Here is a 24,378-nt window from a genome sequence, read left to right as displayed (position 1 = left end):
GGGCCTGTTCTTCCCTGGCAGCCGTATCGCGAGGACCCCAACCGCTTGGAATGGAAGCCACCCGAAGCAGCCCAGCTCTTCGCCAAGCTCAAGCATGACTGAGAGTGACCGACAGAGGCAGGGGTCCACTCCGGCCCTGCTCGGCCTATTGCCTGGATTATGACGATTCGTTTAGCCAGTGACGGGCAGGCGACCTTCCCGGCTACATGCCTGTCTTGAGTGGTCATGTCATCGGCAGGAAGCAACCCGGTGCCCCGGTCGCACGGGAGCGGGGAGGGAATGACGCGCCCGGCCCAGCCAGTCCACCGCCCAACGGGTGCCGGGTTGTTGGTAGATCCTTTGTGGTTCCAGCACCTGGCGATTACTCTCTGTGTTAGCTTCGGCACGTTTCGTGTTGGCTGTTCTCGGGGGTCCAGTGGCTGTTCGTGTGATCTTCCTAGGTGGGCTGGGGCGCAGCGGCACGACCCTGCTTGAGCGGCTGCTCGGTGAGGTCCCCGGCGTCGCGCCCCTTGGTGAGGTGGTTCACCTGTGGGAGCGTGGTGTCGGCGCCCACGAGCCGTGCGGGTGCGGGGAGCCGTTCACCGCCTGTCCCTTCTGGCGCAGGGTCGGCATCCGGGCGTTCGGGGGATGGTCGCCCGGCCTCGCCGACCGCGTGCTCACGCTGCGGCACAGGGTCGACCGCACCCGCCACATCCCCGCCATGGCGGCACGGCATTGCCGCGTCGGCCTCAGCGGTTACACCCGGGCGTACTCGCGGGTCTACGAGGCGGCGGCGCAGATCGCCGCGTGTCCCGTGGTGGTCGACTCCAGCAAGCACGCGTCCCTGGCCTTCTGCCTGAGCACCTCCCCGGTCGTCGACCTGAGCGTCGTCCACGTGGTCCGAGATCCCCGCGCGGTCGCGTACTCCTGGCGCCGGCAGGTCAGAAGACCCGAGGACGGCACCCCGATGACCCGCTGGCGGCCCTTCCGCACCTCCGTTCACTGGGTCGTGCAGAACCTCGCCTTCGAGCTGCTCGCCCGCAGAGGCGGCACCGTGATCCGCATCCGGTACGAAGACCTGCTGGCCGATCCCCGCGCGGTCCTGTCCACGTTGCTGGCCCGCCTGGGGTTCGGTGAGGCCGACGGGGGTGGCCTGGCGTTCCTCCGTCCCGGCCTGGCCGAGCTGTCGGTGGCGCACACCTGCGCCGGCAACCCGATGCGGTTCACCGCCGGGCCCCTGGAGCTCAGCAGGGACGATTCCTGGTGCGACCGCCTGTCCCGCCGCCACGGGTGGCTGGTCACCGCGCTGACCTGGCCCCTGATGATCCAGTACGGCTATCGCGTACGCGATCGGCAGGCACCGGAAGCGACCACCTCCCCATGGCTCGCAGCAGGGCTTCCCGCCTCGGAATGCAGATGAGCCCGACCGTCGGCGTGGTCGTTCCCACGCGGGGAGACCGTCCCCATCTGCTCCAGGCCGCGGTGCGCGCGGTGCTGGCCCAGCGTCATCCGGGCGGGGTCGACGTCGTCGTGGTGGTCGACGGTGACCAGGTGGAGCCGGTGGTGGTCCAGGTCGCCGATGTCGTCGCCGAGGCCCAGGGAAGGGTCCGCGTCCTGCCCAACCGTTTCAGCCCCGGGCTGCCCGGCGCTCGCAACACCGGCATCGCCGCGCTCGCCACCGACCTGGTGGCCTTCTGCGACGACGACGACATGTGGCTGCCTGGCAAGCTCGGCGCCCAGCTCGCCGCGCTCGCCGCCGACCCGGCCGCCGAGTTCGCGGGCTGCGCCATCGAGGTCGAGTACGACTCGCGGCGCGTCCCCCGGCTCGCCGGCACGAGCCAGGTCACAAGGCAGCACCTCACCCGCTCCCGCATGGTGATGGTGCACTCCTCGACGTTCCTGTTCAGGCGCGGGTCCATATGGCCCGACGAGAGCGCCCCGGCCGGGCAGAACGAAGACTGGGATCTCGCCCTTCGCGCCGCCGGTCGCCATCCCCTGGCGTACGTCGACCGGCCGCTGGTGCGGGTCCGCTGGGGAGCCTCCGTGTACGTGACGCGGTGGGCCGACCGCATCGCGGGCCTTGAGTGGATGCTCGCCCGGCACCCCTACCTGGCCGCCGACCCGCGCGGCGCCGCGCGGATCTACGGCCAGCTCGCCTTCCACCACGCCGCGCTGGGACGCCGCCGCGAGGCGGGCCGCTGGGCCGTTCGCGCGTTCGCCGCCCGCTGGGGGGAGCCCCGCGTCCCGCTCGCGCTGGCCGTCGCGCTGGGCGTGGTTTCCGCCCGCGCGGTGCTCAGCGCTCTGCACACCCGAGGGCATGGCATCTGATGGCACCTCGGACACAGACCCGTGAGGGCGCCGCGCTCGCGACCATCGGGAGCCGCCCCCGAGTGACGGTCGCGGGCGTCGAGGTCGACGCTCTCACGGAGGGGGAGGTGGTAGGCCACGTGATCGCCGCCCTCGCGCGGGGGGAAGGCGGGCACGTGGTCACCCCCAACGTCGACATCTGCCGCGCCTGCTCGCGCGACCCCGAGGTACGGGCGCTCGTCGCGGGCGCCGACCTCGCCGTTCCCGACGGCATGCCGCTGGTGTGGGCGTCCAGGCTGCTCGGCACGCCCGTGCCCGAGCGCATCACCGGTGCCGACCTGATCTGGTCGCTGTCGGAGGCGGCGGCGTCCAACGGCTTTCCGGTCTACCTGCTCGGCGGGCCGCCGGGTGTGGCCGTCCACGCGTCCGAGGTGCTGGCCGACCGCTATCCGGGCCTGTGCGTGGCGGGCGTCGTCTCCCCTCCGCAAGGGTTCGAGACCTCGGAGGAGGGCCTGATGGCCGTTCGTGAGGTGCTGCTCGCGGCGCGTCCCCGCCTGGTGTTCGTGGGGCTCGGCTTCCCCAAGCAGGACCGTCTGATCGCCGCCCTGCGCGCCGATCTGCCCGGGGCCTGGTTCGTCGGCTGCGGGTCGGCCATCGCCTTCACCGCCGGGTCGGTCCGCAGGGCTCCCGAGTGGATGCGACGCTCAGGCCTCGAATGGCTTTTCCGTCTGGCCGCCGAGCCCGGACGGCTCGCGCGGCGCTACCTCGTCGACGACCTTCCCTTCGCACTTCGCCTGCTCACCGTTTGCTTCCTGAAGCGTCTGATCACCGGCTATCGGGGGCGTGACAGCTCCCGGATCCGGGTGATCTCCTCCGGAGTGAGCCGGTCGCGGTGGCGGGTGAGGGCCCGGCGCGAGTCCATAGGCCGGTAGGCCGTACGCGACAGCCCCGTCCACAAGAACCCCGCGTCCCTCTCCGGGGCATTCCCCGCCGTGCAGGCGCGTTCGATTCGTCGTTCGGCCGCGGGTGACCAGGTGAGCCCGCACCACGCGTACAGGTCGCGGTAGCCCTTCACCGGGTCGGCGGCGAGGTCCTCGTACCCCGCCAGGCGGATGGACGGGTGCCGCCCGGCCAGGTCCTCCGCGACGGATCGCGCGACGTTCCACAGGGTGGCGGCCTTGGCGAGGCGGTCCTGCGAGCCGACGAGCGGGCGCAGCGCCTCGACGCATGGGTGGTCGCGCACGAGAAGCGGCTGTTCGAGCAGCTCGTGGAAGTAGACGGTCCACCCGAGCCGCTGCCAGCTCGCCACGAAGGACACCGGGTCACGCACCAGCAGGACGACGCGGCAGGCCAGGCGTTCGGCGAACCAGCCGGCCGAGAACAGCGCGAACGGGTCGTCGAGCAGCGCCCGGCGCCCTCGCAGCCTGCCCAGGGTGAACGCGGCGGCGTTCTTCGTCAGGCGTGCCAGGTCGCCGGGCGACCGGTTGCGGCGCAACTCGGCGGCGTAGCGGTAGCGAAGGGCCACGGTGTCGGCGAAGGCGCGCAGCCAGGGCCCCTCGTTGTCGCGGCAGATGTACTGGAACCGGTGGCCGACCGTGGCGTTCAGCACCCCGGGGGACCGGCCGGGCGGGCGCTCCGGGTTGAGCGGCTCGTTGACGTAGACCACCTCGCCACCCGCGGCGAGCATCTTGCCGGCCCAGCTCGTGCCGCTCCTCGGGAGCCCGGTGACCAGGATGGGCCCGTGGTTCACACGGCCTCTGACCAGGATGGGCCCCTCCTTCACGTGGTCTCCTCGACGCGTCATGTGGCCTCCTCGGCGAGCCAGGGCCGCAGGGAGGGCAGGCTGTGGACGCCGAACGGGCGCAGCTCGTACCGGCGGGCGATCTGGAACAGGGGAAGCAGGTTCTTGGCGAGGACCCCGCCGGACCAGCCGAGGACGGCGCCGAACGCGCCGTGGGCGGGCACCAGGACGACGTCCAGGGCCGTGGTCACCGCGATCGCACCGAGGATGTTGACCATGCTGGACGCGGTGTGCCCGGCGGCGATCAGCACGACGTCGGCCATGCCGCAGGCCGTCGCCAGCATCATGGTCGCGGCGAGCACGGCCGCCACGGCGGCTCCGTGCCGGTAGCCGTCGCCGAACACCCGCAGCAGCCATGGCGCGAGCGCGGCGTACCCGAGCCACAGGGGCCAGGTCAGGGCGATCAGCCACATGGTGGTGGTCTGGTAGAGCTTGCGGGCGAGGGAGAGATCGCCCTCCGCGAGCGCGCGTATGAGCCGGGGTTGCACGGCCTGGGTGAGCCCTTGGTTGACGAGCTGGCCGACCACCTTGAACCGCGTGGCGGCGGTGTACAGCGCGGCCTCCTCCGGCCCGGCGAGCACCGCCACGATCACGATGTCGAGCCGCTGGAACACCGCCTGCACCGCGCCCCCGAGTGCCCGAGGCCCCACATAACGCCAGAACTCCCCCGCCGTCCCCCCGACGTACGGTCCCGCCGTTCCGGGGATGTCCGGTCCCGTGGTTTCCCCGGCGTCGGATCCTCGGGTCCCCGTGACGTACGGCTCTGCGGGCATGCGACGGCGTAACCAGAGGGCGCTGAGGATCAGTACGGGCAGGGCGGGCACGGCCCAGGCGGCGGGGAGCGCCCAGCTGAGACCGGTGGCGGCGCCTGTCAGGGCCACGGCCCCCACGAGGACGAGCTGCGCCCCGGGCTGGAGCACCCCGCTCAGCAGTGCGGTCGGGCGCATCGACCCGAAGCCCCTGGTCGCGCAGACCAGGACGTCGGCACAGACGATCACCGGAAGCGCCACCCCGAGCACCCGAAGCGCCGAGCCCAGCACAGCCGTGACCGAGCCGGACGCGGCCGTGACCGCGCTGGACGCGGTGCCGGTCGCGGCGGAGCCGGACGCGGCCGTGGCATGGGTGGGGACCAGGGCTGCCGCGATCGTGTCGGCACATACGATCACGATGACCGCCGTGACGATGGACAGCACGATGACGGGCACCAATGCTGTACGGAAATATCGGGATATGTCCTGCTGGCCGTGTCTGCGTGACCGGGCGATGAAGTAGATCAGTCCGTTGCCCGAGTCGAGCCGGAGGATTCCCGCGACCATCAGGCAGAGCGTCGTCGCGGTGAAGAGGGCGCCCGCCGTGCCGGTGTGGAGTCCCCGGGTCAGGGCCACCACGATCAGGAACTGCGAAGCCGCATTGACCACCGCCCCGGCGAGCCCCGCCACACCCCCCTTGACCAGCGAACCGGCTCCGCCCACCAGTGCACTCGGACCGCCTGCCGGTGGAACGGCGTCGTCCGCCGGTGGCACCACGCTTCCTGGCGGGGAGGCGCCGTCTGTTGGGGGCATCGTGTCTTCGCCGGTCATCTGCGCCAGGAAGGTTCGCAGGCCAGCCATGGCTGAAGTCGCTGGTCCCAGGGGGTGAAGTGGTCGGACAGCGCGTCGCGCAGCGAGGCGGGCATGTCCGCGGGCCGGGGGCGGGCGTTGTGACGTTCGAAGACCGGGTCGCCGAGGCGGGGCAGTCCGAGGAACTCCAGCACCTCGTCGTACACGCACTCCGGCGAGGTGAAGAACCGCCCGCTGTCGACCACCAGGATCCGGCCCCGGCCGAACAGAGGCTCCAGCCGGTCGAGCTGCTCGGTGTACCGGCCTCGGGCGAGGTAGGCGTGGTGGCGGTGGGCATGGCTGATCGCGTACGGCTGCTCGCACAGCCGCTCCGCCTCTCCGGCCAGCCGGTGGGGCTCCAGGTCGATCGCACGCTCGAACGACGGCTCGGTCTCGAAGCCGCGCGCCACCTCGTGCGCGTGAGCCGAGTAGGCCCGCTCGACCGGGTCGCGTACCAGCACGATCAGCTTCGCGCCCGGCAGGTCACAGGCGATCCGGGAGGCGGCCAGCGGGTGGAACACGTAGTACGGCGAGGACTCGAAGGCGAGGGGGCGCATGCCGTACCTGCGCTCCAGGCGGTGGGCGGTGGCCTTCAGCGGGAAGTGCGCGCGGTACCACGACATCCCCTTGCCGTACGCCATGTCGAAGTAGTGGACGCCCTTGCGGAGCACCGGTTTGAGCATCAGCGGATGCTGGGCCAGGGCACGGTACAGGGACGTAGTGCCGCTGCGCTGCGCCCCCACGATCAGGAACGACGGCAGGAGGCGCCCGCTGACGGTCAGCCGCCCCGCCGTATGGGAGACGGCGTGGGCGGACAGCTTCACGGTGCGGTTCATGGCAGGACCTCCTGGTGATCGACGAGGGGATTGAGCCATTGGGAGGGAGGTCCGAGCGGCTGGTGGCCGTCCCGCTCATACCGGTCGGCCAGGGCGATCAGGTAGCGCACCGCCGCCTCCCGCGCCTCGCCCGCCGACAGCCCGAAGGGCGCGAGCGTCCGTACGGCCTGCGCCAGGCACGCCTCGGCGGCGACCGGGGGTGGCATCCGGCGCAGCGCCCGCTGGAAGAAGTGGTGAAGTGCGTCGAAGCCCAGGGGCACGCCGGTGGCGAAGCGCTCCCAGTCCCAGACGAACAGGCGGCCGTCGGGCGAGGGCGCCATGTTCCACGGCGAGAAGTCACCGTGCCAGGCATGGTCACCGCGCGCGCCGGGCTCCGGTGAAAGGCTCCCCGGGAGCGGGCGCGCGTCCCGCCGGTCGGCTCCCGCGTCCTGCCGTGCGGCCCCCGCGTGGTCCGCGAGCGCCGGTCCGAGCGTGGCGATCTCCGCGACCGCACTGTTGAGCAGGGACGGTGAGACCCGGCCCTTCCGCACCGACAGGGAGAGCGAAACACGGCGGCCCACGGGGAGGAATCGGTCGCGGCCCACGGGTAGGAACGAGGACACCCGGCCACGTCTCACCGGCAGGGGGGACAGGACCAGCACTTCCAGGCCGTTCCACACCCCGTGGTGCAGGACGGCGGGGCTCACCACGACCTTCAGGGGCGTGGCCGCCAGCTGGGCGAGCGTCGCGCTCTCATGCCGGACCAGCGCCCGCGAGCGGTCGGAGTCGCCGATCTTGACGAAGGCGAGCCGTTTCCCGGTGGCCCCGTGGATCTCCAGCACGGGTTTGCGGTTGACGCGCAGGGCCGGCCGTACGTGGGAGGTGGCCCTCACAGGCTCCCCGAGCACCTCGCTGAGGTAGCCCTCGATCGTGCCGGGCCCCTGGGGCAGGCGCCGTCGCCCTGGCAGCCAGCGCGACCGGGGCACGAGGCGGCGCGGCAGAAACCTGCTCGGCACCAGCGCGTACGCGGCGTGGGGGAGGCGGCCCGCCGGACCTGGAACGGGGCCGGGTGCGGGGACTCCAGCCAGGTTCACGTCCGAACCAGAGTCGAATGAGGACCCTGAGGGTTCGGAGGAAGCGTGGACGGATGTCGGGCCAGAGGCACCGTTAGAGGGCGGGGCCGAGGTGAGGGACGGCGCGGAGGGGTAGAGCAGGGGGATCACCTCGTTGAGGTAGTGGAGGCGGGCGCGGTAGTCCCTCATGGGCGTCCCTCCACCGCTGGGACGCCGCCGCTCTGCCCGTTGCGCCAGAGCAGCGCGAAGGAGATCAGGTAGAGGCTCAGCGCGGTCACCAGGCCGTCGTAGACGAACATGTAGAGCAGCACGAGGATCATCACGAGCGTGCCCGCCTGGCCGATCGGCGTGCGGTCGCGCCAGAAGCGGCGGATGGCCCCGGTGAAGAACGCGACGTACAGCGCCGCCCCGGTGAAGCCCTGAGTGATCAGCAGCAGCCAGATCTGCCCGTCGCTCCCGAGCGGCGGATGCCCGCACTCGGCGCACCAGCCGGTCCTGCCCGTCGTGATCGTCTGGTAGTTGCCGAAGGCGTTGCGGGTGTTGCCGTACCCGATGACGGGGGAGTGGGTGGCCGCCTCCAGCGTGCTCGCGACCGTGAACGCCCTGATGGCGTTGCTGTGCGGGCTCTCCAGGCGCTGGGCCACGATGGTGTTGAGCGGGCCGGCGACGAACACGAGCGCCGCCGCCGCGAGGGCCGCGCCGATCACCAGCCCGGTGCGGGGACGCGCGCGCATGAGGACGTACGCGACGGCGACGGCGAGGCCGATCCACAGGCCCCGGTTGAGCGAGTACACGATCGGGATCGTGGCGAGCCCGGCCACGACCACGCACAGGACCCGCCGCACCCGCCCGCCGTAGGTCCACCAGCCGACGACGAACCAGATCAGCAGCACCGAGACGTTGCTGCCCCAGGCGTTGGCCCACTCGAACGGCGCCTCCGGGCGCGGCGAGGCGTGCCCGAGCACGTGCTGGACCTGGGCCGCGGTCGGGTGGATCAGGTTGCGGACGAAGGAGTTGCCGCTGATCCACTCCGGCAGCAGCATCTCCAGGGGCGAGGTGAACTCGAAGCGGGGGGCGATGACGCCGAGCAGCCCTCCGGCCACGGTCGTGACGAACAGCACGCCGAGCATGCGCACCAGCGTGCGCTGCGGCAGCTCCCGCTCGGTGAGGTTGCCCAGGTAGAGCACCATGACCAGCAGGGCCACGTAGAGGGCGAGCCGCATCACGTAGCCGAGGACGCGGCCGGTGCCGAGCTCGCCGTACGTGCCGGGGGGCGTGTCGCCGAGCATCAGCGCGCTGACGAGGTAGCCCGCGAGAAGCAGCATCCACAGGCCCATGCCCTTGGGGATCACGATCGGCCGCCGCCGCCAGAGCACGTACGCCATGGGCAACGCGACGACGACGATCGACAGCCCGCCGAAGCCCAGGGCCCACCAGAGGGGGTACCCGACGAGCAGCGCGGCGATCGGCCAGGTGACGGGGGGCGGCATCCTCAGGGCCGCCGCGCCGTGGGGTCGTACGGGCGGCATCCTCAGGACGCCCGGGCCGCCGGGGCGTTCGGGTGGCGGCGGGGTGGGGAGGGGTGACAGTCGCACGATGCCCGTGCCGCGTGGTGGCGGGGTGGCGGCCGGGGGCCTCACGAGGCTCGGGCCGGGGGGTCGGTCGGGTGGCGGCGGCCGTGACCGTGGTGGGACTCGCCGCGCGGCAGCGCGGCGGGCGGGGACAGCAGGATCACGCCCAGCGCCGCGGTGTCGGTGCGCCGGAGCTGCCGCACGGCCTGGGCGAGCTGCTTTGAGCGGGCCGCGCGGCTCTCGACCACCAGCAGCGCGGCGTCGGCCCGTGCCGCCTGGTCGGTGCGCACCCAGATCGGCGCGAGGCCGGTCAGCGCCACGCGCAGGTCGTCGGCGATGGGCTCGGGGTCGGTGCCCGGCGACACGCTCCGTACGAGCAACTCGCCGCCGTCGCGCAGGTGCCGCGCGACGGCGATGGCGAGCTCGCGCAGCTCGCGGGCGTTCTCGCCCTCGCACAGGACGGGGAGCCCGCTGAGCCGCTCGACGTCGGCCGCCGTGCGTAGCCGCGTGTCGAAGCGGTCGCGGACCATGGCGGCCCCGGCCCCGGCGAGCAGGCCGAGGAACAGCCCGCTGCCGAGGTAGAGCGACGGGCTCGGCTGGGCGGGCGAGGTGGGCGGACGGGCGTCGCTGATGACGCTGCCCGGGGTGATCGCGACGGTCCTGAGGGTGTCGTACTTCACAGTGAGGTTGTAGACCTGCTTGCTCAGGACGTTCTGCCGCTGGGCGGCGATGGTGCGCGCCGCCGAGCCCGGCACCGTGCGGGGCAGCCCCGTGACGGTCGTGCCGAGCGCGGCGTCGACCTCGCGGAGCTTCCCCGCGAGCACCTTGAGCTGTGCGTTGAGCGCGTGCTTGGCCGTCGCCTCGCGGTTGGCGAGGTACGCCTTGGCGAACGCCTGGGCTCCGGCGGCGGCGGTGACCGGGTCACGGGCGGTGTACGACACGGCCAGCACCGCCGAGTTGGGCGGGACGGTCACGGTGACCTGGTCCCTCAGCGTGTCGGGGTCCTTGACCTTAAGGGCGCGCGCGGCGCGGGAGGCGACGACGGCCGAGCGGGCGACCTGGGCCTCCGTGTCGAGGTTGAGCGGCTCGCGCTGGCGCTGGCTCGTCTGGTTGGTCTGGTCCTGGACGCCGGTGGCGGACACCAGCACCTCGGCGGTCGCCGTGTAGGACGGCGGGGTCAGCGCGAGGGCGATGCCGCCACAGCAGAGGCCGGCGAGCAGGAACCCGGCGAGCGCGACCCGGCGCCGGAGCAGCATCGAGCCGAACTCGGCGAACTCGCGCCCGGTGGCCGGGCCGGGGACTGAGGACGCCGGGTGGCTCATGGAATCGGCAGGCCTCTCGGTGCGGGGTTGTTATGCATATCTGTCCCTATAAGTCGCATGTGTTTCTCGGAATCGTCGTCTATGGACGGCGATCCCCGGAACAGATCCAGTGAACTATAGGCACAACCCAAGATTCCTCGATCGCATACGGGAGTTTTTGGGGGTGGCGAATCCGCCAGGCTGGCGCGCAAAAGCGGATATTTCCATAATTAGGAAACCCCAGCTCGGTGGCGGCTCCCGAGTTTCCGGCGGCCCGGCTCCGATTAGTGGGAAGGTGAATACCAGCCTTCTGGGGTAATTGATTAGAAGGGGGTTTGACCGCCTTGCGCAGACTGACGGGAATGTGGGTTTTCGGGATGGGGATCGTCGCGGGCTGCGGGCTGATCGTTTACGCCGTGTCGTCGGTGCGGCCCCATCAGGAGGTCGCGACCGGAGACCGCGCGCCCGCCCTCGACATGACGGTCCCGAGCGGCGCCCCGGGCTGCGTCGCCACGGCCAAGCTCATCCCGAGCTGCGGCGCGTGGTGGGGCGTGGCCCCGGACGTCTTCGGCGGCCGGCCGCCGTCGCTGGCCATCGCCGCCGCCGAGGAGCGCATGGGCCGCAGGGCCGACATCGTGCACGTGTACCACCGGGGCGGCGACCCGTTCCCCACGCCCGAGGAGCGGCAGCTCGCCAAGAAGCGGCTGCTGCTGATCAACTGGAAGCCGTCCGTCCACGACACCTGGGCCGAGATCGCCGACGGCGCGATCGACGCCCGCATCGACCGGGTCGCCGAGCGGATCAGGCACAGGCTGCGCGTACGGTTCTTCCTCACCATCCACCACGAGCCCGAGAACGACGTACGCGCGAGCCCGGGGTCGGGGATGACCGCGGAGGACTACGCCGCGATGTACCGCCACGTGGTGCTGCGCCTGCGCGAGCGCGGCGTCAGGAACGCCGTCATGGTCATGACCTATATGGGCGCGCCCAACTGGGCGACCAAGCCGTGGTTCGAGCACCTCTACCCTGGCGACGACGTCGTCGACTGGATCGGCCTCGACCCGTACGCCGACCGCCGGGTGAGCGACTTCGCCAATCTGGTCGACAAGACCCGTGGTGACCACGCGAGCTGGCCCGGCTTCTACCGCTGGACACAGATGCGCTTCCCCGGCAAGCCGATCATGGTGGCCGAGTGGGGGGCGTTCGAGCGGCACGACGACCCGGGCTTCAAGGTCACGTTCTTCAACTCGGTACGCCGCCAGATCAGGGGATATCCGCAGATCAAGGCCTTGGTCTACTTCGACTCGCCGCGCGCGCCGCGGGGCGACACGCGCTTCGACTCGACCGTCCCGGCCGCGCGCGCCTTCACCGAGCTGGCACGCGCGCCGTACTTCAGCTCGACACCCGTCCCCGACCACTGACCGCCGGCGGGCGTACGCGCCGGCAGCCGTACGGTCAGCGGATCCAGCCGCCCGAGGTCAGCACGCCCAGCACGGAGTCGACGGTCCTCTCGACCGCCATGCCGGTCGTGTCGAGGGTCAGGTCGGCGTCGTCGGGCTCCTCGTACGGGTCGGAGATGCCGGTGAACTCCGGGATGAGCCCCGCCCGCGCCTTGGCGTACAGCCCCTTGCGGTCGCGGCGCTCGCACTCCTCCAGCGGCGTGGCCACGTGCACCAACACGAAGTCGGCGCCCACGGCCTCGACCATGTGGCGCACCTCGTCGCGCGTCGCCGCGTACGGGGCGATGGGCGCGCAGATGGCGAGGCCGCCGTGCCGGGCGACCTCGGCGGCGACGAAGCCGATGCGGCGGATGTTCAGGTCGCGGTCGTGCTTGGAGAACGTCAGCCCCGCCGAGAGCTGCCGCCGCACCACGTCGCCGTCCAGGTAGGTGACGGTGCGGCTGCCGCGTTCGAGCAGCGCGTCGTGCAGGCCGCGGGCGATCGTCGACTTGCCCGATCCGGACAGGCCGGTGAAGAAGACCACCAGGCCGCGCCGGTGCGGGGGCCCGGGCAGGGTGATGGGCTCGGGCCCCGCCAGGTGCTCGTCGGCGCCGTAGGCGGTGGCGATGTGCTCGCGGAGCTCCAGGTCGATCTCGGGCTCGCGGGGGGCGAGGGGGACCACGACGACCTGGGTGCCGGACGGGAGCCGGTCGCGTGCCTTGAGCGCCGCGCGCACGACCGCGGGGCCGCCCTCGCCGAAGGCCAGGGGGAGCAGCAGGATCGTCGCGTCCAGCTCGCGGGCCGTGGCGGTGATCTCGTCCAGGTCGTCCAGCGGGCCCCGCATGGTGACGCCGAGGACGGGACGGTCGCCCAGTTCGGCGCGGACCTGCGCCGGGGGACGCCGCAGCCGCGCGAAGGGGCCGTGCTCGGAGGCGCCCAGCGACTTCACCGGGCCGGCCACCAGGCCATCTGCCGTGCGCTCTGTCACGGTGACCGAGGCGATCGCGGCGCCCTCCGGGTCGCGCAGCGTGAGCTCCTGCCCGGCGGACACGGGGTGGTCGTGCGGCAGCATCAGCGTGACCGGATCCGGCCACGGCGTGCCGTCGGCCAGGCGGCCGTTCTCGACGACCGAGGCGACGTCGGCCGACCCGAGGAAGCCCGTGAGAGGGTCGAAGGCGCCGGAGAGCAGCAGCTCCAGATCGGCGAGCTCGCGGGCGTCGGGCACCCAGTCGGGGGTCCACTCGGGGTTCGCCGTCATCTGCTCCACATTTCCCACTGGGCCAGGATATTTACGGTTGGCGGGATGCCTGGCCTGGCTCGTCCCGCGCGGCACCCTACCTTTCCACTCTCTGCCCCGTCCCCGCGCGGGAAGCCGTACGCGCAAGCCGCACTTGCAAGCGGCATCGGAAAGCCGCTCGGGAAGCCCCTGAGGTCGGGAGGCATAGCCAAGCGGAGCCGACCGCGTCCTAGAGGCTGACATCGACCCTCTGGAGGTGATCGTGGACGTTGCCGAGGAGCGACGTTTCCGCGAGTTCGTGTCGGCGAGCTCGCCGGCGCTCATGAGGCTGGGGTTCCTGCTCACGGGCGGGGACCAGCATGCGGCCGAAGACCTGCTTCAGACGGTCCTGGCCAGGACCGCCGCCCGCTGGTCCCGTATCGGCGAGCCCGAGGCGTACGTGCGGCGCGCGATGTACCACCAGCAGGTGAGCTGGTGGCGCCTGGCCTCCCGGCGGCGGGAGACCGTGGTGGCGCGAACCCCTGACGTCGCGGGACGCGACGACACGCACACGGCCGACCTGAAGGTCGTCCTGCGCCACGCGCTGGGCCGGCTCACCGCGCGGCAGCGTGCCGTGCTGGTGCTCCGCTACTTCGAGGACCTCCCCGAGGTTGAGGTGGCGCACATCATGGGCTGCTCGGTCGGAACGGTCCGCAGCACGGCGCACCGTTCGCTCGCCCGGCTGCGCGCCGTCGCGCCCGAACTCGCAGATCTCCGCCTGCCCGACCACCCTTTTGAGGAGGCCAGCTCGTGAAGCTGGAAACCCTGCTGCCGGAGACGTTCCGGGACTGGGCCGAGGAGGTCCGGGTGCCCCATGATCTCGCCGACCGGGCCCTGCGGGGGCGGCCCCGGCGTCCGATGATCACTGTGTCGCTCGCCGCGGGGGCGACCGCCGCCGTCGTGGTCGCGGGCGTGCTCGTCCCCAGGCTGGTCCCCTCGGAAGCCCCGGGGGGCGGTGTGGCCGTCGCGGTGGATCCCTCACCGGGTGAGAACTCTGCCGCGTCCATCCCCGAGGACGTGCGGGCACCGGGCTCGGTGCTGGCGGACACCGAGAACCCCCTGCCGAAGAAGCTGATCGCGGCGGGAAGGGTCGCCGTGTCGGCGTACTTCGTGTGGTCGCGGGAGAAGATCGGCGACAGGAGCGACCGCCTTCGCTACACGTGGTACCTCTATAACCCCGGGACCGGGACGTACGGGCAGACCGACTGGGCCATGCTCGACGTGGCGCCGGGCATGAAGCTCGCGGCGGTGCTGGAGCGCGACCTGCCCGCCCGCCGGATCGGCCTGGTCGACATGGCGACTTCGGAGATCGTCAAGTGGGTCGACCTCGATCACCCCGTGGCCGACGTCTCCTGGTCGCCCGATGGCACCAAGCTGCTGGCCACGGCTTATGACCGGGATCCCACGATCCGCACCCACGTCTCCGCCGACGGGAACAGCTCTCAGATCCCAGACCCCGGGCGCACCGGCTTCCAGGTGGTCGACGTGGCGTCGGGCCGGGCGTCGTTCCACCCCGTGTCCGCGCAGAAGGACGCCGGCCGTTTCTGGATGTCGGGCTCCGCCTTCCAGTGGTCCGATGACGGCACGCTGGTCTGGGACCGCGACGAGCTGAAGGGGGGCCGGCTGTACTACGACCTGGACGGGCGGCGGCACGACGACGCGCCGAAGGACGTGCTCACCCTCGAGCGGGCGGGCGTCTCTCCCAACGGGGTGCTGTACGCCGATGTAGGCGCGCCGCCGGGCCCGGAGACGACGGTCAGGGATGTCGCCACCGGCAAGGTCGTCGGCAGGCAGAAGATGCTCCAGCTTCTCGCCTGGGCCGACGACCAGCACCTGATCGCCCTCGGCTGCGCGGGAGCCTGCGAGAACGAGTTCCACAACGGACTGGTGCTGGTCAGCATCGACGGGAAGACGAAGGTCCAGCTCTCAGGCAACCGCGAGAACACCCAACGCCCCGGAAGCTGGGAGCCCCTCTTCACCCGCCGCTGAACGACCGGCGGGTCACCCGCCGTAGTCCGGCGCCGGTATCGCCGTACCACGTCCCGCCGCCTCGGTGCCGTTGGCGGGGTGTGGGGTGGTGGAACGGGTCTTGGCGTCAGGGCGCTGGTGGGGGGTCTGGGGTGGAGGCTGGTGGGCGGTGGGTCAGATCAGGCGGGCGAAGTGGTTCTGGGGTTTGCGGATCACCAGGGTGACCTCGTCCCTGGTGGATGGGAGGCGGTCGCCCGACAGCTTCCCGACCACCTGGCAGACGCCGCGTACGAGCTTGGCGTGCGGGCCGCGCAGCGCGGGACCCGACGATCCGGAGTAGTCCTCGGCGATCATCAGCCCGCGCATCAGGCAGTACGAGTGGATGCCCTCGCGTGAGGCCACCTGCTCGTAGATCGCCGGGAGCGGGCCGACCGCGCCACGCGGGGCGAACCGTGACCACAGCAGCCGGCGCGGCCAGCCCGGCAGGAAGCGGTCGCAGAAGCCGTACGCCGAGGAGCGGTCGCGCATCCGGATCAGCAGGAGGCCGCCGGGGCGCAGGGCGTTGACCATGCGGTCGAGGACCAGCTCGGCGTGCCGCACGCGCTCGAGCAGGAAGGCGACGTGAACGACGTCGAACGTGCGGGGCAGCAACGGCGCGGCGCGCAGGTCGCCGAGGAACCTCGCGTCCAGGTCGCCGCGGCGCGTGACCGAGGCGCGCAGCACGGGGAGGTCCTCGTCGATGCCCGTGATGCGGGTCTCGACCCGCTCGACGTCGACGGTGTCGCCGCGCCCGCATCCGGCGACGAGGATGTCGAGCCGCCGGCCGAGCTGCTCGGTCCACAGCTCACGGATCCGGTGACTGAACACGTCGCCTTGGGTTGCGGGCCACCATCGAACCTCAGACATGTGACTCAGGGTAGTCATCAAAACTCCTTCGGTAGTGGATTTACTTTACGAAAGGGCCGTTCTTCACCGCCGGAGCCCCGCCATGACGAGGCCGGAGCCCCCTTCGTGTCGAACAGCGGGCGGGGGTACTTTCACCACAAGTCCGTGTCGATCGGTCGGAGGGGTGGTTCTCGGCATGGCGGGGCCGAGGGGGAAGTAGCCTTGTGGTAATCCCGGTGATTCGACGAACCCGGGATCGCGCGTGTCGCCGTACACATCGCCGTACGGAGTGATCATGGCCGTGTACCGGCGCGCGCGGTGGGTCGCCACGTGGGTGTCAGAAGCCGAGCAGGCGGTCCGCGAGGCGAATGAGAAGGCGTGCGTGACCATGTGGGGGCATTTCTAAAATGAGTCTTTCCGGACTGCTCGACCTTGTCGTCGCCGAACCACAGCTGGCCGGGGCCCTGGAACGCACAGGTGAGGACGTCAACCTGATCGCGCCGCCGGCGCTGCGGCCCTTCGCGGTCGCGGCCCTGGCACGCCACCGGCCCGTCCTCGCCGTCACGGCCACCGCGCGCGAGGCGGAGGATCTCGCGGCGGCGCTCACCGGCCTCGTCGGGGAGCACGCCGTCGCGGTCTTCCCGGCCTGGGAGACGCTGCCGCACGAGCGCCTGTCGCCCCGCAGCGACACGGTGGGCCAGCGCCTGGCCGTGCTGCGCAGGCTGGCCCACCCCGTCCAGGGCGACCCCGCCGCCGGCCCGCTGAGCGTCGTCGTGGCGCCGATCCGGGCGGTGCTGCAGCCGCTGGTCACCGGGCTCGGCGACCTGGAGCCCGTACGGCTGCGCTCGGGCGACGACGCCGACCTCGAAGAGGTGGTCGAGCGCCTGGTGGGCAACGGCTACCACCGGGTCGACATGGTGGAGAAGCGCGGCGAGGTCGCCGTGCGAGGCGGCCTGCTCGACGTGTTCCCGCCCACCGAGGAGCACCCCCTGCGCCTGGAGTTCTGGGGCGACACGATCGAGGAGATCCGCTGGTTCAAGGTCGCCGACCAGCGTTCGCTCGAAGTGGCCGAGGGCGGCCTGTTCGCCGCGCCCTGCCGCGAACTGCTGCTCACCGAGGAGGTCAGGGAGCGGGCGAGCGATCTCGGCGAGCTGCACCCGGCGCTCAAGGAGATCCTCGACCAGCTCGCCGACGGCATCCCGGTCGAGGGCATGGAGGCGTTCGCGCCCGTGCTGGTCGACGGCATGGATCTCCTGCTCGACCACCTTCCCGCCCGCGCCGCGGTGTTCGTCTGCGACCCCGAGCGGATCCGCGGCCGTGCGATCGAGCTGGTGCACACCAGCCAGGAGTTCCTCGAAGCGTCGTGGATCAACGCGGCGGCCGGGGGCGAGGCCCCGATCGACCTCGGGGCGGCGGCGTTCCGCAGCCTTCCCGAGGTGCGCCACCAGGCCCGCGAGCTGGGGCAGCCGTGGTGGACCATCGCGCCGTTCGCGACCACCGACCACGCCGAGCCGACGGGCCGCGTGGCAGCCTCCGGCAGGCCGGACGTCCCCGACGACGAGGTGTACGGCGAGAGCGAGATCGTCGAGCTGTCGGCCCGCGAGGCCGAGTCGTACCGTGGCGACACCCAGCGCGCACTCGGAGACATCAAGGGGTGGCTCGGCGACGGGCGCGCGGTCGTGCTGCTCAGCGAGGGGCATGGCCCCGCGGAGCGCATGGTCGAGCTGCTCAAGGGGGTGGACGTCGCCGCCAGGCTGGTTCCCGCTCTCGACAGCGCCCCCGGCAGGGACGTCGTCAACGTCACCACCGGCCGCGTCGAGCACGGCTTCGTCAGCGACACCGTGGCCGTCCTCACCCACCTCGACCTGGTCGGGCAGAAGGCCTCCACCAAGGACATGCGGCGCCTGCCGTCCCGCCGCAGGAACATGGTCGACCCGCTCCAGCTCAAGGTCGGCGACTTCGTGGTGCACGGCCAGCACGGCGTCGGCCGCTACATCGAGATGGTCCAGAGGGCCGTCCAGGGCGCGACGCGCGAGTACCTGGTGATCGAGTACGCCAAGGGCGACCGGCTGTACGTGCCGACCGACCAGCTCGACGAGGTCACGCGGTACGTCGGCGGCGAGTCCCCCACGCTCAACCGCATGGGCGGCGCCGACTGGGCCAAGGCCAAGTCGCGGGCGAAGAAGGCCGTCAAGGAGATCGCGGGCGAGCTGATCCGCCTGTACAGCGCCCGCATGGCCTCGCCCGGCCACGCCTTCGCCTCCGACACCCCGTGGCAGCGCGAGATGGAGGACGCCTTTCCCTACGCCGAGACCGGCGACCAGCTGGAGGCGATCGACGAGGTCAAGCGTGACATGGAGCGTCCGGTCCCGATGGACCGCCTGATCTGCGGCGACGTCGGCTACGGCAAGACCGAGATCGCCGTGCGGGCCGCGTTCAAGGCCGTTCAGGACGGCAAGCAGGTCGCCCTGCTCGTTCCGACCACGCTTCTCGTCCAGCAGCACCTGTCGACCTTGGGCGAGCGGTTCGCGAGCTTCCCCGTCGTGGTCAAGCCGGTGTCGCGGTTCCAGACCGACGCGGAGGTCAAGGCGACCCTCGAAGGGCTGAGGGACGGCGGCGTCGACATCGTGATCGGCACACACCGGCTGCTCAACCCGGACATCCGGTTCAAGCAGCTCGGCCTCATCATCGTCGACGAGGAGCAGCGCTTCGGCGTCGAGCACAAGGAGACCATGAAGCACATGCGTACGCAGGTGGACGTGCTCGCCATGTCGGCGACGCCCATCCCGCGCACGCTGGAGATGGGCCTCACCGGCATCCGCGAGATGTCGACCATCCTGACCCCGCCGGAGGAGCGGCACCCGATCCTCACCTTCGTCGGCCCGTACGACGAGAAGCAGATCGCGGCGGCCGTGCGGCGCGAGCTCATGCGCGACGGCCAGGTGTTCTTCGTGCACAACCGGGTGTCCTCGATCAACAAGGTGGCCGCCCGCATCCGCGAGCTGGTTCCCGAGGCACGGGTGGCGGTCGCGCACGGGCAGATGAACGAGCAGCAGCTCGAGAAGATCATGGTCGGCTTCTGGGAGCGCGAGTTCGACGTGCTCGTCAGCACCACCATCGTCGAGTCCGGCCTCGACATCCCCAACGCCAACACCCTGATCGTCGACCGCGCGGACAACTACGGCCTGTCGCAGCTCCACCAGCTCCGCGGCCGGGTCGGCCGTGGCCGCGAGCGCGGCTACGCCTACTTCCTGTACCCGCCGGAGGCGCCGCTCACCGAGACGGCCCACGAGCGCCTGGCGACGATCGCCCAGCACACCGAGATGGGCGCCGGCATGTACGTCGCGATGAAGGACCTGGAGATCCGCGGCGCGGGCAACATCCTCGGCGCCGAGCAGTCCGGCCACATCGCGGGCGTGGGCTTCGACCTTTACGTCCGGATGATGGCCGAGGCCGTGCAGGAGCAGAAGGCCAAGCTCGCCGGCGAGGAGGTCGTGGAGGACCGCGCGGACGTCAAGGTCGAGCTGCCGGTCAACGCGCACATCCCCCACAACTACGTCACATCCGAACGGCTGCGCCTTGAGGCTTACAAGCGCCTCGCCGCCGTTGGGTCCGGCGCCGACATCGTGGCCGTCCGCGAGGAGCTCGTCGACCGGTACGGGCGTCCGCCGCAGGAGGTGGACAACCTGCTGGAGGTGGCCCGCTTCCGGGTCCACGCGCGCAAGGCGGGGCTGAGCGACGTGGCCTTCCAGGGGCAGCACATCAGGTTCTCCCGGGTGTCGTTGCGGGAGTCGCAGCAGGTGCGCCTGGACCGGTTGTACCCCAAGGCGATCTACAAGGTGGCCGCCGAGACGCTGCTCGTGCCCGTGCCGAAGACCAAGCCGATCGGGGGCCAGCCGCTGCGCGACCTCGATCTGCTCAAATGGTGCACCGACCTGGTCGAGGCCATGTTCCTCGAACCCGCCAGGGCCGCGGGCACTCGATGACCGTTCTCCCGCGCGGTTTGAGTAGAGTAGCCCGCGTCTGTCGAAGGGACCGCTAGTGAAGTCGAATCGTGTGCGCGTGCTGCCGGCCGTCGCGGCCGCTGTGCTTGCCGGTGTCGCGCTGACCGCCTGTTCCTCGCCTGTGCAGGTCGGCACGGCGGCGACCGTCGGGAGCAGCCGCATCACCAGTGGCGAGCTGGACGCCGAGGTCACCGAGTACCAGTCGGCGCTGAAGCAGGCCAAGATCACCGAGGCGCAGCTCCAGATCCCGTCCATTCCGCGGGCCGTGCTGCTGCAGATGATCTCCATTCGCCAGTTCGAGCAGTTCGCGCAGCGCAACGGCGTCACGGTGACCGAGCGCGAGGTCGCCGACTTCCTCACCGAGCAGGGCGGCATCGAGAAGATCGGCCCCGCGGCGCTCACCAAGGGCGTGCCCCCCTCTGAGACCAACGACTGGGTCCGCACCGCGCTGATCTACCAGAAGTCGCTGAAGAAGTTCGGCGCCAACCTGGCCGACCAGGCGTCCGTCCAGACCGCCCAGGTGAAGCTGTTCGGGCAGATGGACACCATCCCGGTCAAGGTCTCCCACCGCTACGGCACCTGGGACCCGCAGCAGGGCCTCGTCGAGGAGGCCCGGTTCGGCAAGCCCGCCGCGGGCACCGAGGCGGCACCCCAGCCGGATCCCGCCGCCGGCCAGTGACATGACCCTCGTCGTCGTCACGACCTCGCCCAGAGTGGCCCCCGGCCTGCTGAGCGGGCGGGCGTGGGCGGTCCTCGGCTCCGGCCGGGTGCTCACCGGGTCCGGCGACCATCCGCTCCTGCCCTACCTGGCGGAGGAGGGGATCCCGGTCGAGGTGGTGACGCCAGACCCGGTCGCCATCGCGCGCGAGAGCCTCGACGGCACGATGGTCTGGCTCGCCGCGCAGGACGGCGATGAGCCGTTCATGCGCGCCGTCGGCCGCGCCGCGCTCGACATGGAGGACCCGCCGGTCATCGAGCTTGTCCCTGGCTCGTACGACCTGCCGGGCGCCCGCCTGCTCGACCTCGTCGCCGTGATGGACCGGTTGCGCCGCGACTGCCCGTGGGACGCCAAGCAGACCCACGAGTCCCTCGTGCCCTACCTGCTTGAGGAGTCGTACGAGGTCCTGGAAACCATCGAGGACGGCGACTACGCCGCCCTGCGCGAGGAGCTGGGCGACCTGCTCCTGCAGGTGATGTTCCACTCCCGCGTGGCCCGGGAGCGCTCGCCCGACGACGGCGGCTTCGACGTGGACGACGTCGCGGGCGGCATCGTCGACAAGCTGGTCCGGCGCCATCCCCACGTGTTCTCGGACACCGTGGTGAGCGGCGCCGAGGAGGTCAGCGACAACTGGGACACCATCAAGGCCGCCGAGCGGGCCGCCAAGGGCTGGGAGTCGCTGCTCGACGGCGTCCCCATGGGCCAGCCCGCGCTGTCCCTCGCCCACGGGCTGCAGAGCCGCGCGGAGCGCGCGGGAGCCCCCGACGCCCTCGCGCGTGCGGTCGGCCAGGGCATCGGCCGCGAGCTTTTCGACCTCGTACGGCGGGCGCGCGCCGCCGGCCTCGACCCCGAGGCCGAGCTCCGCGCCGCCGCCCGCGCCTACCGCGACCGCGTCCGCACCTGGGAGCGGTCGGATCAGAAGCCGTAGGGTCTCCGCCGGTTCCCGGGAGGGGGCCGCGTGTTTCCCGAGTGTGGACGGCGGCTGTTGGCGGCGTGTTCACGGGAGGCACAGCCGTACTGGCCGGTAGGGACCGATAGGCTCATGAGGCAAACCGTCCGCAACCGCATCGCGCACGACGGCGCGGTGGTGGGTTCCGGGGGCCCGTCCCCGGGCTGACAGATCTAGGAGCGCTTCGTGGCTGCCATCGAGGCCGTTACCGCCCGCGAGATTCTCGACTCCCGTGGGAACCCCACGGTCGAGGTAGAAATCCTGCTCGACGACTACAGCACCGGCCGCGCGGCGGTCCCGAGCGGTGCGTCCACCGGCCAGTTCGAGGCCGTGGAGCTGCGTGACGGCGACGAGCGCTATGGCGGCAAGGGCGTCCAGAAGGCCGTTCTCAACGTCACGGACGAGATCGCCGACGAGATCATCGGCTTCGACGCCGAGGAGCAGCGTCTGGTCGACCAGACCATGATCGACCTCGACGGCACGCCCAACAAGGGCAGGCTCGGCGCCAACGCCATCCTCGGCGTGTCCCTGGCCCTGGCCAAGGCGGCGGCCGACAGCGCCGACCTGCCGCTGTTCCGCTACGTCGGCGGCCCGAACGCCCACGTGCTGCCCGTGCCGATGATGAACATCCTCAACGGCGGCGCGCATGCCGACAGCAACGTCGACATCCAGGAGTTCATGATCGCGCCGATCGGCGCCGAGACGTTCTCCGACGCCCTCCGCATGGGCACCGAGACCTACCACGCGCTGAAGGGCGTGCTCAAGGAGAAGGGCTACGCCACCGGCCTCGGCGACGAGGGCGGCTTCGCGCCCAACCTGCCGAGCAACCGCGACGCGCTCGACCTGATCCTCGTCGCCATCGAGAAGGCCGGGTACGTCCCGGGCGAGGACATCGCGCTGGCGCTCGACGTGGCGGCGAGCGAGTTCCACTCCGGTGGCGTCTACACCCTCGACGGCAAGGGCCACAGCTCTGACGAGCTGATCTCCTTCTACGAGGACCTCGTCCGCTCCTACCCCCTGGTCTCGATCGAGGACCCGCTCGACGAGGAGGACTGGGAGGGCTGGAAGGCCCTGACCGCCTCCCTCGGCGACAAGGTCCAGATCGTGGGCGACGACCTGTTCGTCACCAACCCCGAGCGCCTGGAGCGCGGCATCCGCGAGGGCGCCGCGAACGCTCTGCTGGTGAAGGTCAACCAGATCGGCACGCTGTCGGAGACCCTCGACGCCGTCGACATGGCCCACCGCAGCGGCTACCGCTGCATGATGAGCCACCGCTCCGGCGAGACCGAGGACACCACGATCGCCGACCTCGCCGTCGCCACCAACTGCGGCCAGATCAAGACCGGCGCCCCCGCGCGGTCCGACCGCGTCGCCAAGTACAACCAGTTGCTCCGCATCGAGGAGCTGCTCGACGATGTCGCCCGCTACGCGGGTCGCGGAGCTTTTCCGCGTTTCCGGGGCTAGTTTTCTCCGTACGGCTTGCGCACTTTTGCGCGCAAGCCGTACGGACCGGGGAGGATCATGAAGAAACGACCGCAGCTGACGGGACGTGCCGCGATCCTCGCGGTGGTCGTGTGCGCGATCGCCATGAGCCTTGCCTATCCTGTGCGGGAGTACGTCGCACAGCGGCGCCAGATCGCCCAACTGGAGAAGCAGCAGGCTCAGGCGCTCAAGGACCTTCAGGAGCTCGGAGAGCGCAGTAAGCGGCTCGACGACCCCGCGTACATCAGGCAGCAGGCCAGGGCCCGGCTGCACTACTGCGGCGTCGGCGAGAAGTGCTACGTCGTGCTCGACCTCTCCAAGAAGGCGAAGCGGCCCAAGGCGGGGTCGCCGCCTCAGGCCAGAGCCCCGTGGTACCAGACGCTCTGGGAGTCGATCGAGGCCGCGGACCGCGGCACCGGCCAACGGGCCGAAGCGGGCCGGACCCCGGCTCCGTGACGTCTCAGCCGGTCGGCCTGAGGTTCGCTGTCCGTGGTGGGCCTCGGGCCGGTGGTCGGCTGGGCGTTGGTCCGTGATGGTTTTTCAAGGGGAGTGGACGACAGTGGAACCGGCTGACATGGCCGCGGTGGATCGCGCCGTAGTGGGCGCGGTGGATCCGGCCGACGTGGCGGCCGTGGAACGGCAGCTCGGCCGGCCGCCCAGGGGGCTGCGGGCCGTGGCGCACCGGTGCCCGTGCGGGCTGCCCGACGTCGTGGAGACGGCTCCGAGGCTCGCCGACGGCTCCCCGTTCCCGACCTTGTACTACCTGACGTGCCCGAAGGCCGCCTCCGCCATCGGCACACTGGAGTCCTCCGGGCTGATGAAGCGGATGCAGGCCAGGCTCGCGGAGGAGCCCGACCTTGCCGAGGCGTACGCGAGGGCCCACGCCGACTACGTCGAGCGGCGGGACAAGGTCGCGTCGGAGGACGGGCTGGAGCCGCTGCCCCGCGACATGCAGAGCGCGGGTGGCATGCCCAACCGGGTGAAGTGCCTGCACGCGCTGGTGGGGCACGAGCTCGCCGTACCGGGAGGCAACCCCCTGGGCCGTGAGGCTCTCGACGCGCTGCCCGAATGGTGGTGCGATGGCCCTTGCGTGGAGCCCGCCGACTCCGGTGTCCACGAACGCGGGGAGGCTCGGGATCAGGCCTCCGAGACCCCGGATGTCCCCGAGGTTCCAGAGGAGGACGTGTGACGATGCCGATCACGTTGGTGCCG

21 protein-coding genes are annotated in these 24,378 nt (G+C 71.4%); 13 read left to right on the top strand and 8 right to left on the bottom strand.

All coding sequences use genetic code 11. The features are described from left to right. Positions 1–427: 427 nt before the first annotated feature. Genes AB0O34_RS05555 through AB0O34_RS05545 form a run of 3 tightly spaced genes read left to right on the top strand, consistent with a single transcriptional unit; the run spans position 428 to position 3,218 of the window. A complete protein-coding gene (locus tag AB0O34_RS05555; RefSeq protein WP_363912951.1) occupies positions 428–1,399 on the top strand; it encodes a sulfotransferase domain-containing protein in 972 nt (323 codons plus the stop codon). Next, positions 1,396–2,307 carry a glycosyltransferase gene (locus AB0O34_RS05550; RefSeq protein ID WP_363912949.1) on the top strand — a complete coding sequence of 304 codons (912 nt, stop codon included), beginning with the start codon at positions 1,396–1,398 and terminating at the stop codon, positions 2,305–2,307. The genes AB0O34_RS05555 and AB0O34_RS05550 overlap by 4 nt, the downstream gene beginning before the upstream one ends. Then, positions 2,307–3,218 carry a WecB/TagA/CpsF family glycosyltransferase gene (locus AB0O34_RS05545; RefSeq protein ID WP_363912947.1) on the top strand — a complete coding sequence of 304 codons (912 nt, stop codon included), beginning with the start codon at positions 2,307–2,309 and terminating at the stop codon, positions 3,216–3,218. The genes AB0O34_RS05550 and AB0O34_RS05545 overlap by 1 nt, the downstream gene beginning before the upstream one ends. Here AB0O34_RS05545 and AB0O34_RS05540 read toward each other — a convergent pair. The 6 genes from AB0O34_RS05540 to AB0O34_RS05515 form a co-directional block, all read right to left on the bottom strand. Then, positions 3,119–4,090 (bottom strand): sulfotransferase, encoded by a 972-nt coding sequence (locus tag AB0O34_RS05540; RefSeq protein ID WP_363912945.1) that lies wholly within the window; start codon positions 4,088–4,090, stop codon positions 3,119–3,121. The two genes, AB0O34_RS05545 and AB0O34_RS05540, sit on opposite strands and share 100 nt — an antisense overlap. Beyond that, on the bottom strand, positions 4,087–5,697 hold the full coding sequence (locus AB0O34_RS05535; protein ID WP_363912943.1) for a polysaccharide biosynthesis C-terminal domain-containing protein: 1,611 nt from the start codon (positions 5,695–5,697) through the stop codon (positions 4,087–4,089). Before AB0O34_RS05535 ends, AB0O34_RS05540 begins: the two co-directional genes overlap by 4 nt. Further along, on the bottom strand, positions 5,664–6,521 hold the full coding sequence (locus AB0O34_RS05530; protein ID WP_363912941.1) for a sulfotransferase: 858 nt from the start codon (positions 6,519–6,521) through the stop codon (positions 5,664–5,666). Before AB0O34_RS05530 ends, AB0O34_RS05535 begins: the two co-directional genes overlap by 34 nt. Further along, complete coding sequence (locus AB0O34_RS05525; RefSeq protein ID WP_363912939.1) at positions 6,518–7,594, bottom strand: hypothetical protein; 1,077 nt, start codon at positions 7,592–7,594, stop codon at positions 6,518–6,520. Before AB0O34_RS05525 ends, AB0O34_RS05530 begins: the two co-directional genes overlap by 4 nt. Before the next feature lie 164 nt (positions 7,595–7,758). Further along, positions 7,759–9,168 (bottom strand): O-antigen ligase family protein, encoded by a 1,410-nt coding sequence (locus AB0O34_RS05520; RefSeq protein WP_363912937.1) that lies wholly within the window; start codon positions 9,166–9,168, stop codon positions 7,759–7,761. Between the two features lie 41 nt (positions 9,169–9,209). Continuing rightward, positions 9,210–10,466 (bottom strand): Wzz/FepE/Etk N-terminal domain-containing protein, encoded by a 1,257-nt coding sequence (locus AB0O34_RS05515; protein WP_363912935.1) that lies wholly within the window; start codon positions 10,464–10,466, stop codon positions 9,210–9,212. 356 nt (positions 10,467–10,822) lie between these two features. On the opposite strand from AB0O34_RS05515, the gene AB0O34_RS05510 reads away from it, so the two are divergent. Then, positions 10,823–11,866: a glycosyl hydrolase gene (locus tag AB0O34_RS05510; RefSeq protein ID WP_363912933.1), complete on the top strand. Its 1,044-nt coding sequence runs from the start codon at positions 10,823–10,825 to the stop codon at positions 11,864–11,866. A gap of 34 nt (positions 11,867–11,900) precedes the next feature. On the opposite strand, the gene cysC is transcribed toward AB0O34_RS05510, so the two are convergent. Beyond that, entirely contained in the window at positions 11,901–13,142 is a 1,242-nt protein-coding gene (cysC, locus tag AB0O34_RS05505) for an adenylyl-sulfate kinase (RefSeq protein WP_363912931.1), read from the bottom strand. Between the two features lie 241 nt (positions 13,143–13,383). On the opposite strand from cysC, the gene AB0O34_RS05500 reads away from it, so the two are divergent. Beyond that, the gene (locus tag AB0O34_RS05500; RefSeq protein WP_363912929.1) at positions 13,384–13,914 is read left to right on the top strand and encodes a SigE family RNA polymerase sigma factor; all 531 of its coding nucleotides are present in this window, start codon (positions 13,384–13,386) and stop codon (positions 13,912–13,914) included. Beyond that, positions 13,911–15,149 (top strand): hypothetical protein, encoded by a 1,239-nt coding sequence (locus AB0O34_RS05495; protein ID WP_363912927.1) that lies wholly within the window; start codon positions 13,911–13,913, stop codon positions 15,147–15,149. The genes AB0O34_RS05500 and AB0O34_RS05495 overlap by 4 nt, the downstream gene beginning before the upstream one ends. 153 nt (positions 15,150–15,302) lie before the next feature. Here AB0O34_RS05495 and AB0O34_RS05490 read toward each other — a convergent pair whose 3' ends face one another. Continuing rightward, positions 15,303–15,995 (bottom strand): class I SAM-dependent methyltransferase, encoded by a 693-nt coding sequence (locus AB0O34_RS05490; protein WP_363912925.1) that lies wholly within the window; start codon positions 15,993–15,995, stop codon positions 15,303–15,305. A gap of 280 nt (positions 15,996–16,275) precedes the next feature. Here AB0O34_RS05490 and AB0O34_RS05485 point away from each other — a divergent pair, with 280 nt between their 5' ends. From AB0O34_RS05485 to AB0O34_RS05455, 7 genes are all read left to right on the top strand, one after another. After that, a complete protein-coding gene (locus tag AB0O34_RS05485; RefSeq protein ID WP_363912923.1) occupies positions 16,276–16,419 on the top strand; it encodes a hypothetical protein in 144 nt (47 codons plus the stop codon). A 1-nt stretch (position 16,420) separates the two neighbouring features. Beyond that, positions 16,421–19,999, top strand: a complete 3,579-nt coding sequence (mfd, locus tag AB0O34_RS05480; protein WP_363912921.1) for a transcription-repair coupling factor — start codon at positions 16,421–16,423, stop codon at positions 19,997–19,999. Between the two features lie 55 nt (positions 20,000–20,054). Beyond that, positions 20,055–20,696: a SurA N-terminal domain-containing protein gene (locus AB0O34_RS05475; protein ID WP_363912919.1), complete on the top strand. Its 642-nt coding sequence runs from the start codon at positions 20,055–20,057 to the stop codon at positions 20,694–20,696. A gap of 1 nt (position 20,697) precedes the next feature. Next, entirely contained in the window at positions 20,698–21,663 is a 966-nt protein-coding gene (locus AB0O34_RS05470; protein WP_363912917.1) for a MazG family protein, read from the top strand. Between the two features lie 207 nt (positions 21,664–21,870). Next, a complete protein-coding gene (gene eno, locus AB0O34_RS05465; RefSeq protein ID WP_363912915.1) occupies positions 21,871–23,148 on the top strand; it encodes a phosphopyruvate hydratase in 1,278 nt (425 codons plus the stop codon). Positions 23,149–23,205: 57 nt separating this feature from the next. After that, on the top strand, positions 23,206–23,622 hold the full coding sequence (locus AB0O34_RS05460; RefSeq protein ID WP_363912913.1) for a septum formation initiator family protein: 417 nt from the start codon (positions 23,206–23,208) through the stop codon (positions 23,620–23,622). 118 nt (positions 23,623–23,740) lie between these two features. Next, on the top strand, positions 23,741–24,355 hold the full coding sequence (locus AB0O34_RS05455) for a DUF501 domain-containing protein (protein WP_363912911.1): 615 nt from the start codon (positions 23,741–23,743) through the stop codon (positions 24,353–24,355). Positions 24,356–24,378: the final 23 nt, after the last annotated feature.

Origin of the sequence: Sphaerisporangium sp. NPDC088356 (assembly GCF_040685555.1) — a bacterium.
Taxonomy (GTDB): domain Bacteria; phylum Actinomycetota; class Actinomycetes; order Streptosporangiales; family Streptosporangiaceae; genus Sphaerisporangium.
Note: the sequence above shows the minus strand (reverse complement) of the source record. Positions and strands in the feature narration are given on the sequence as shown.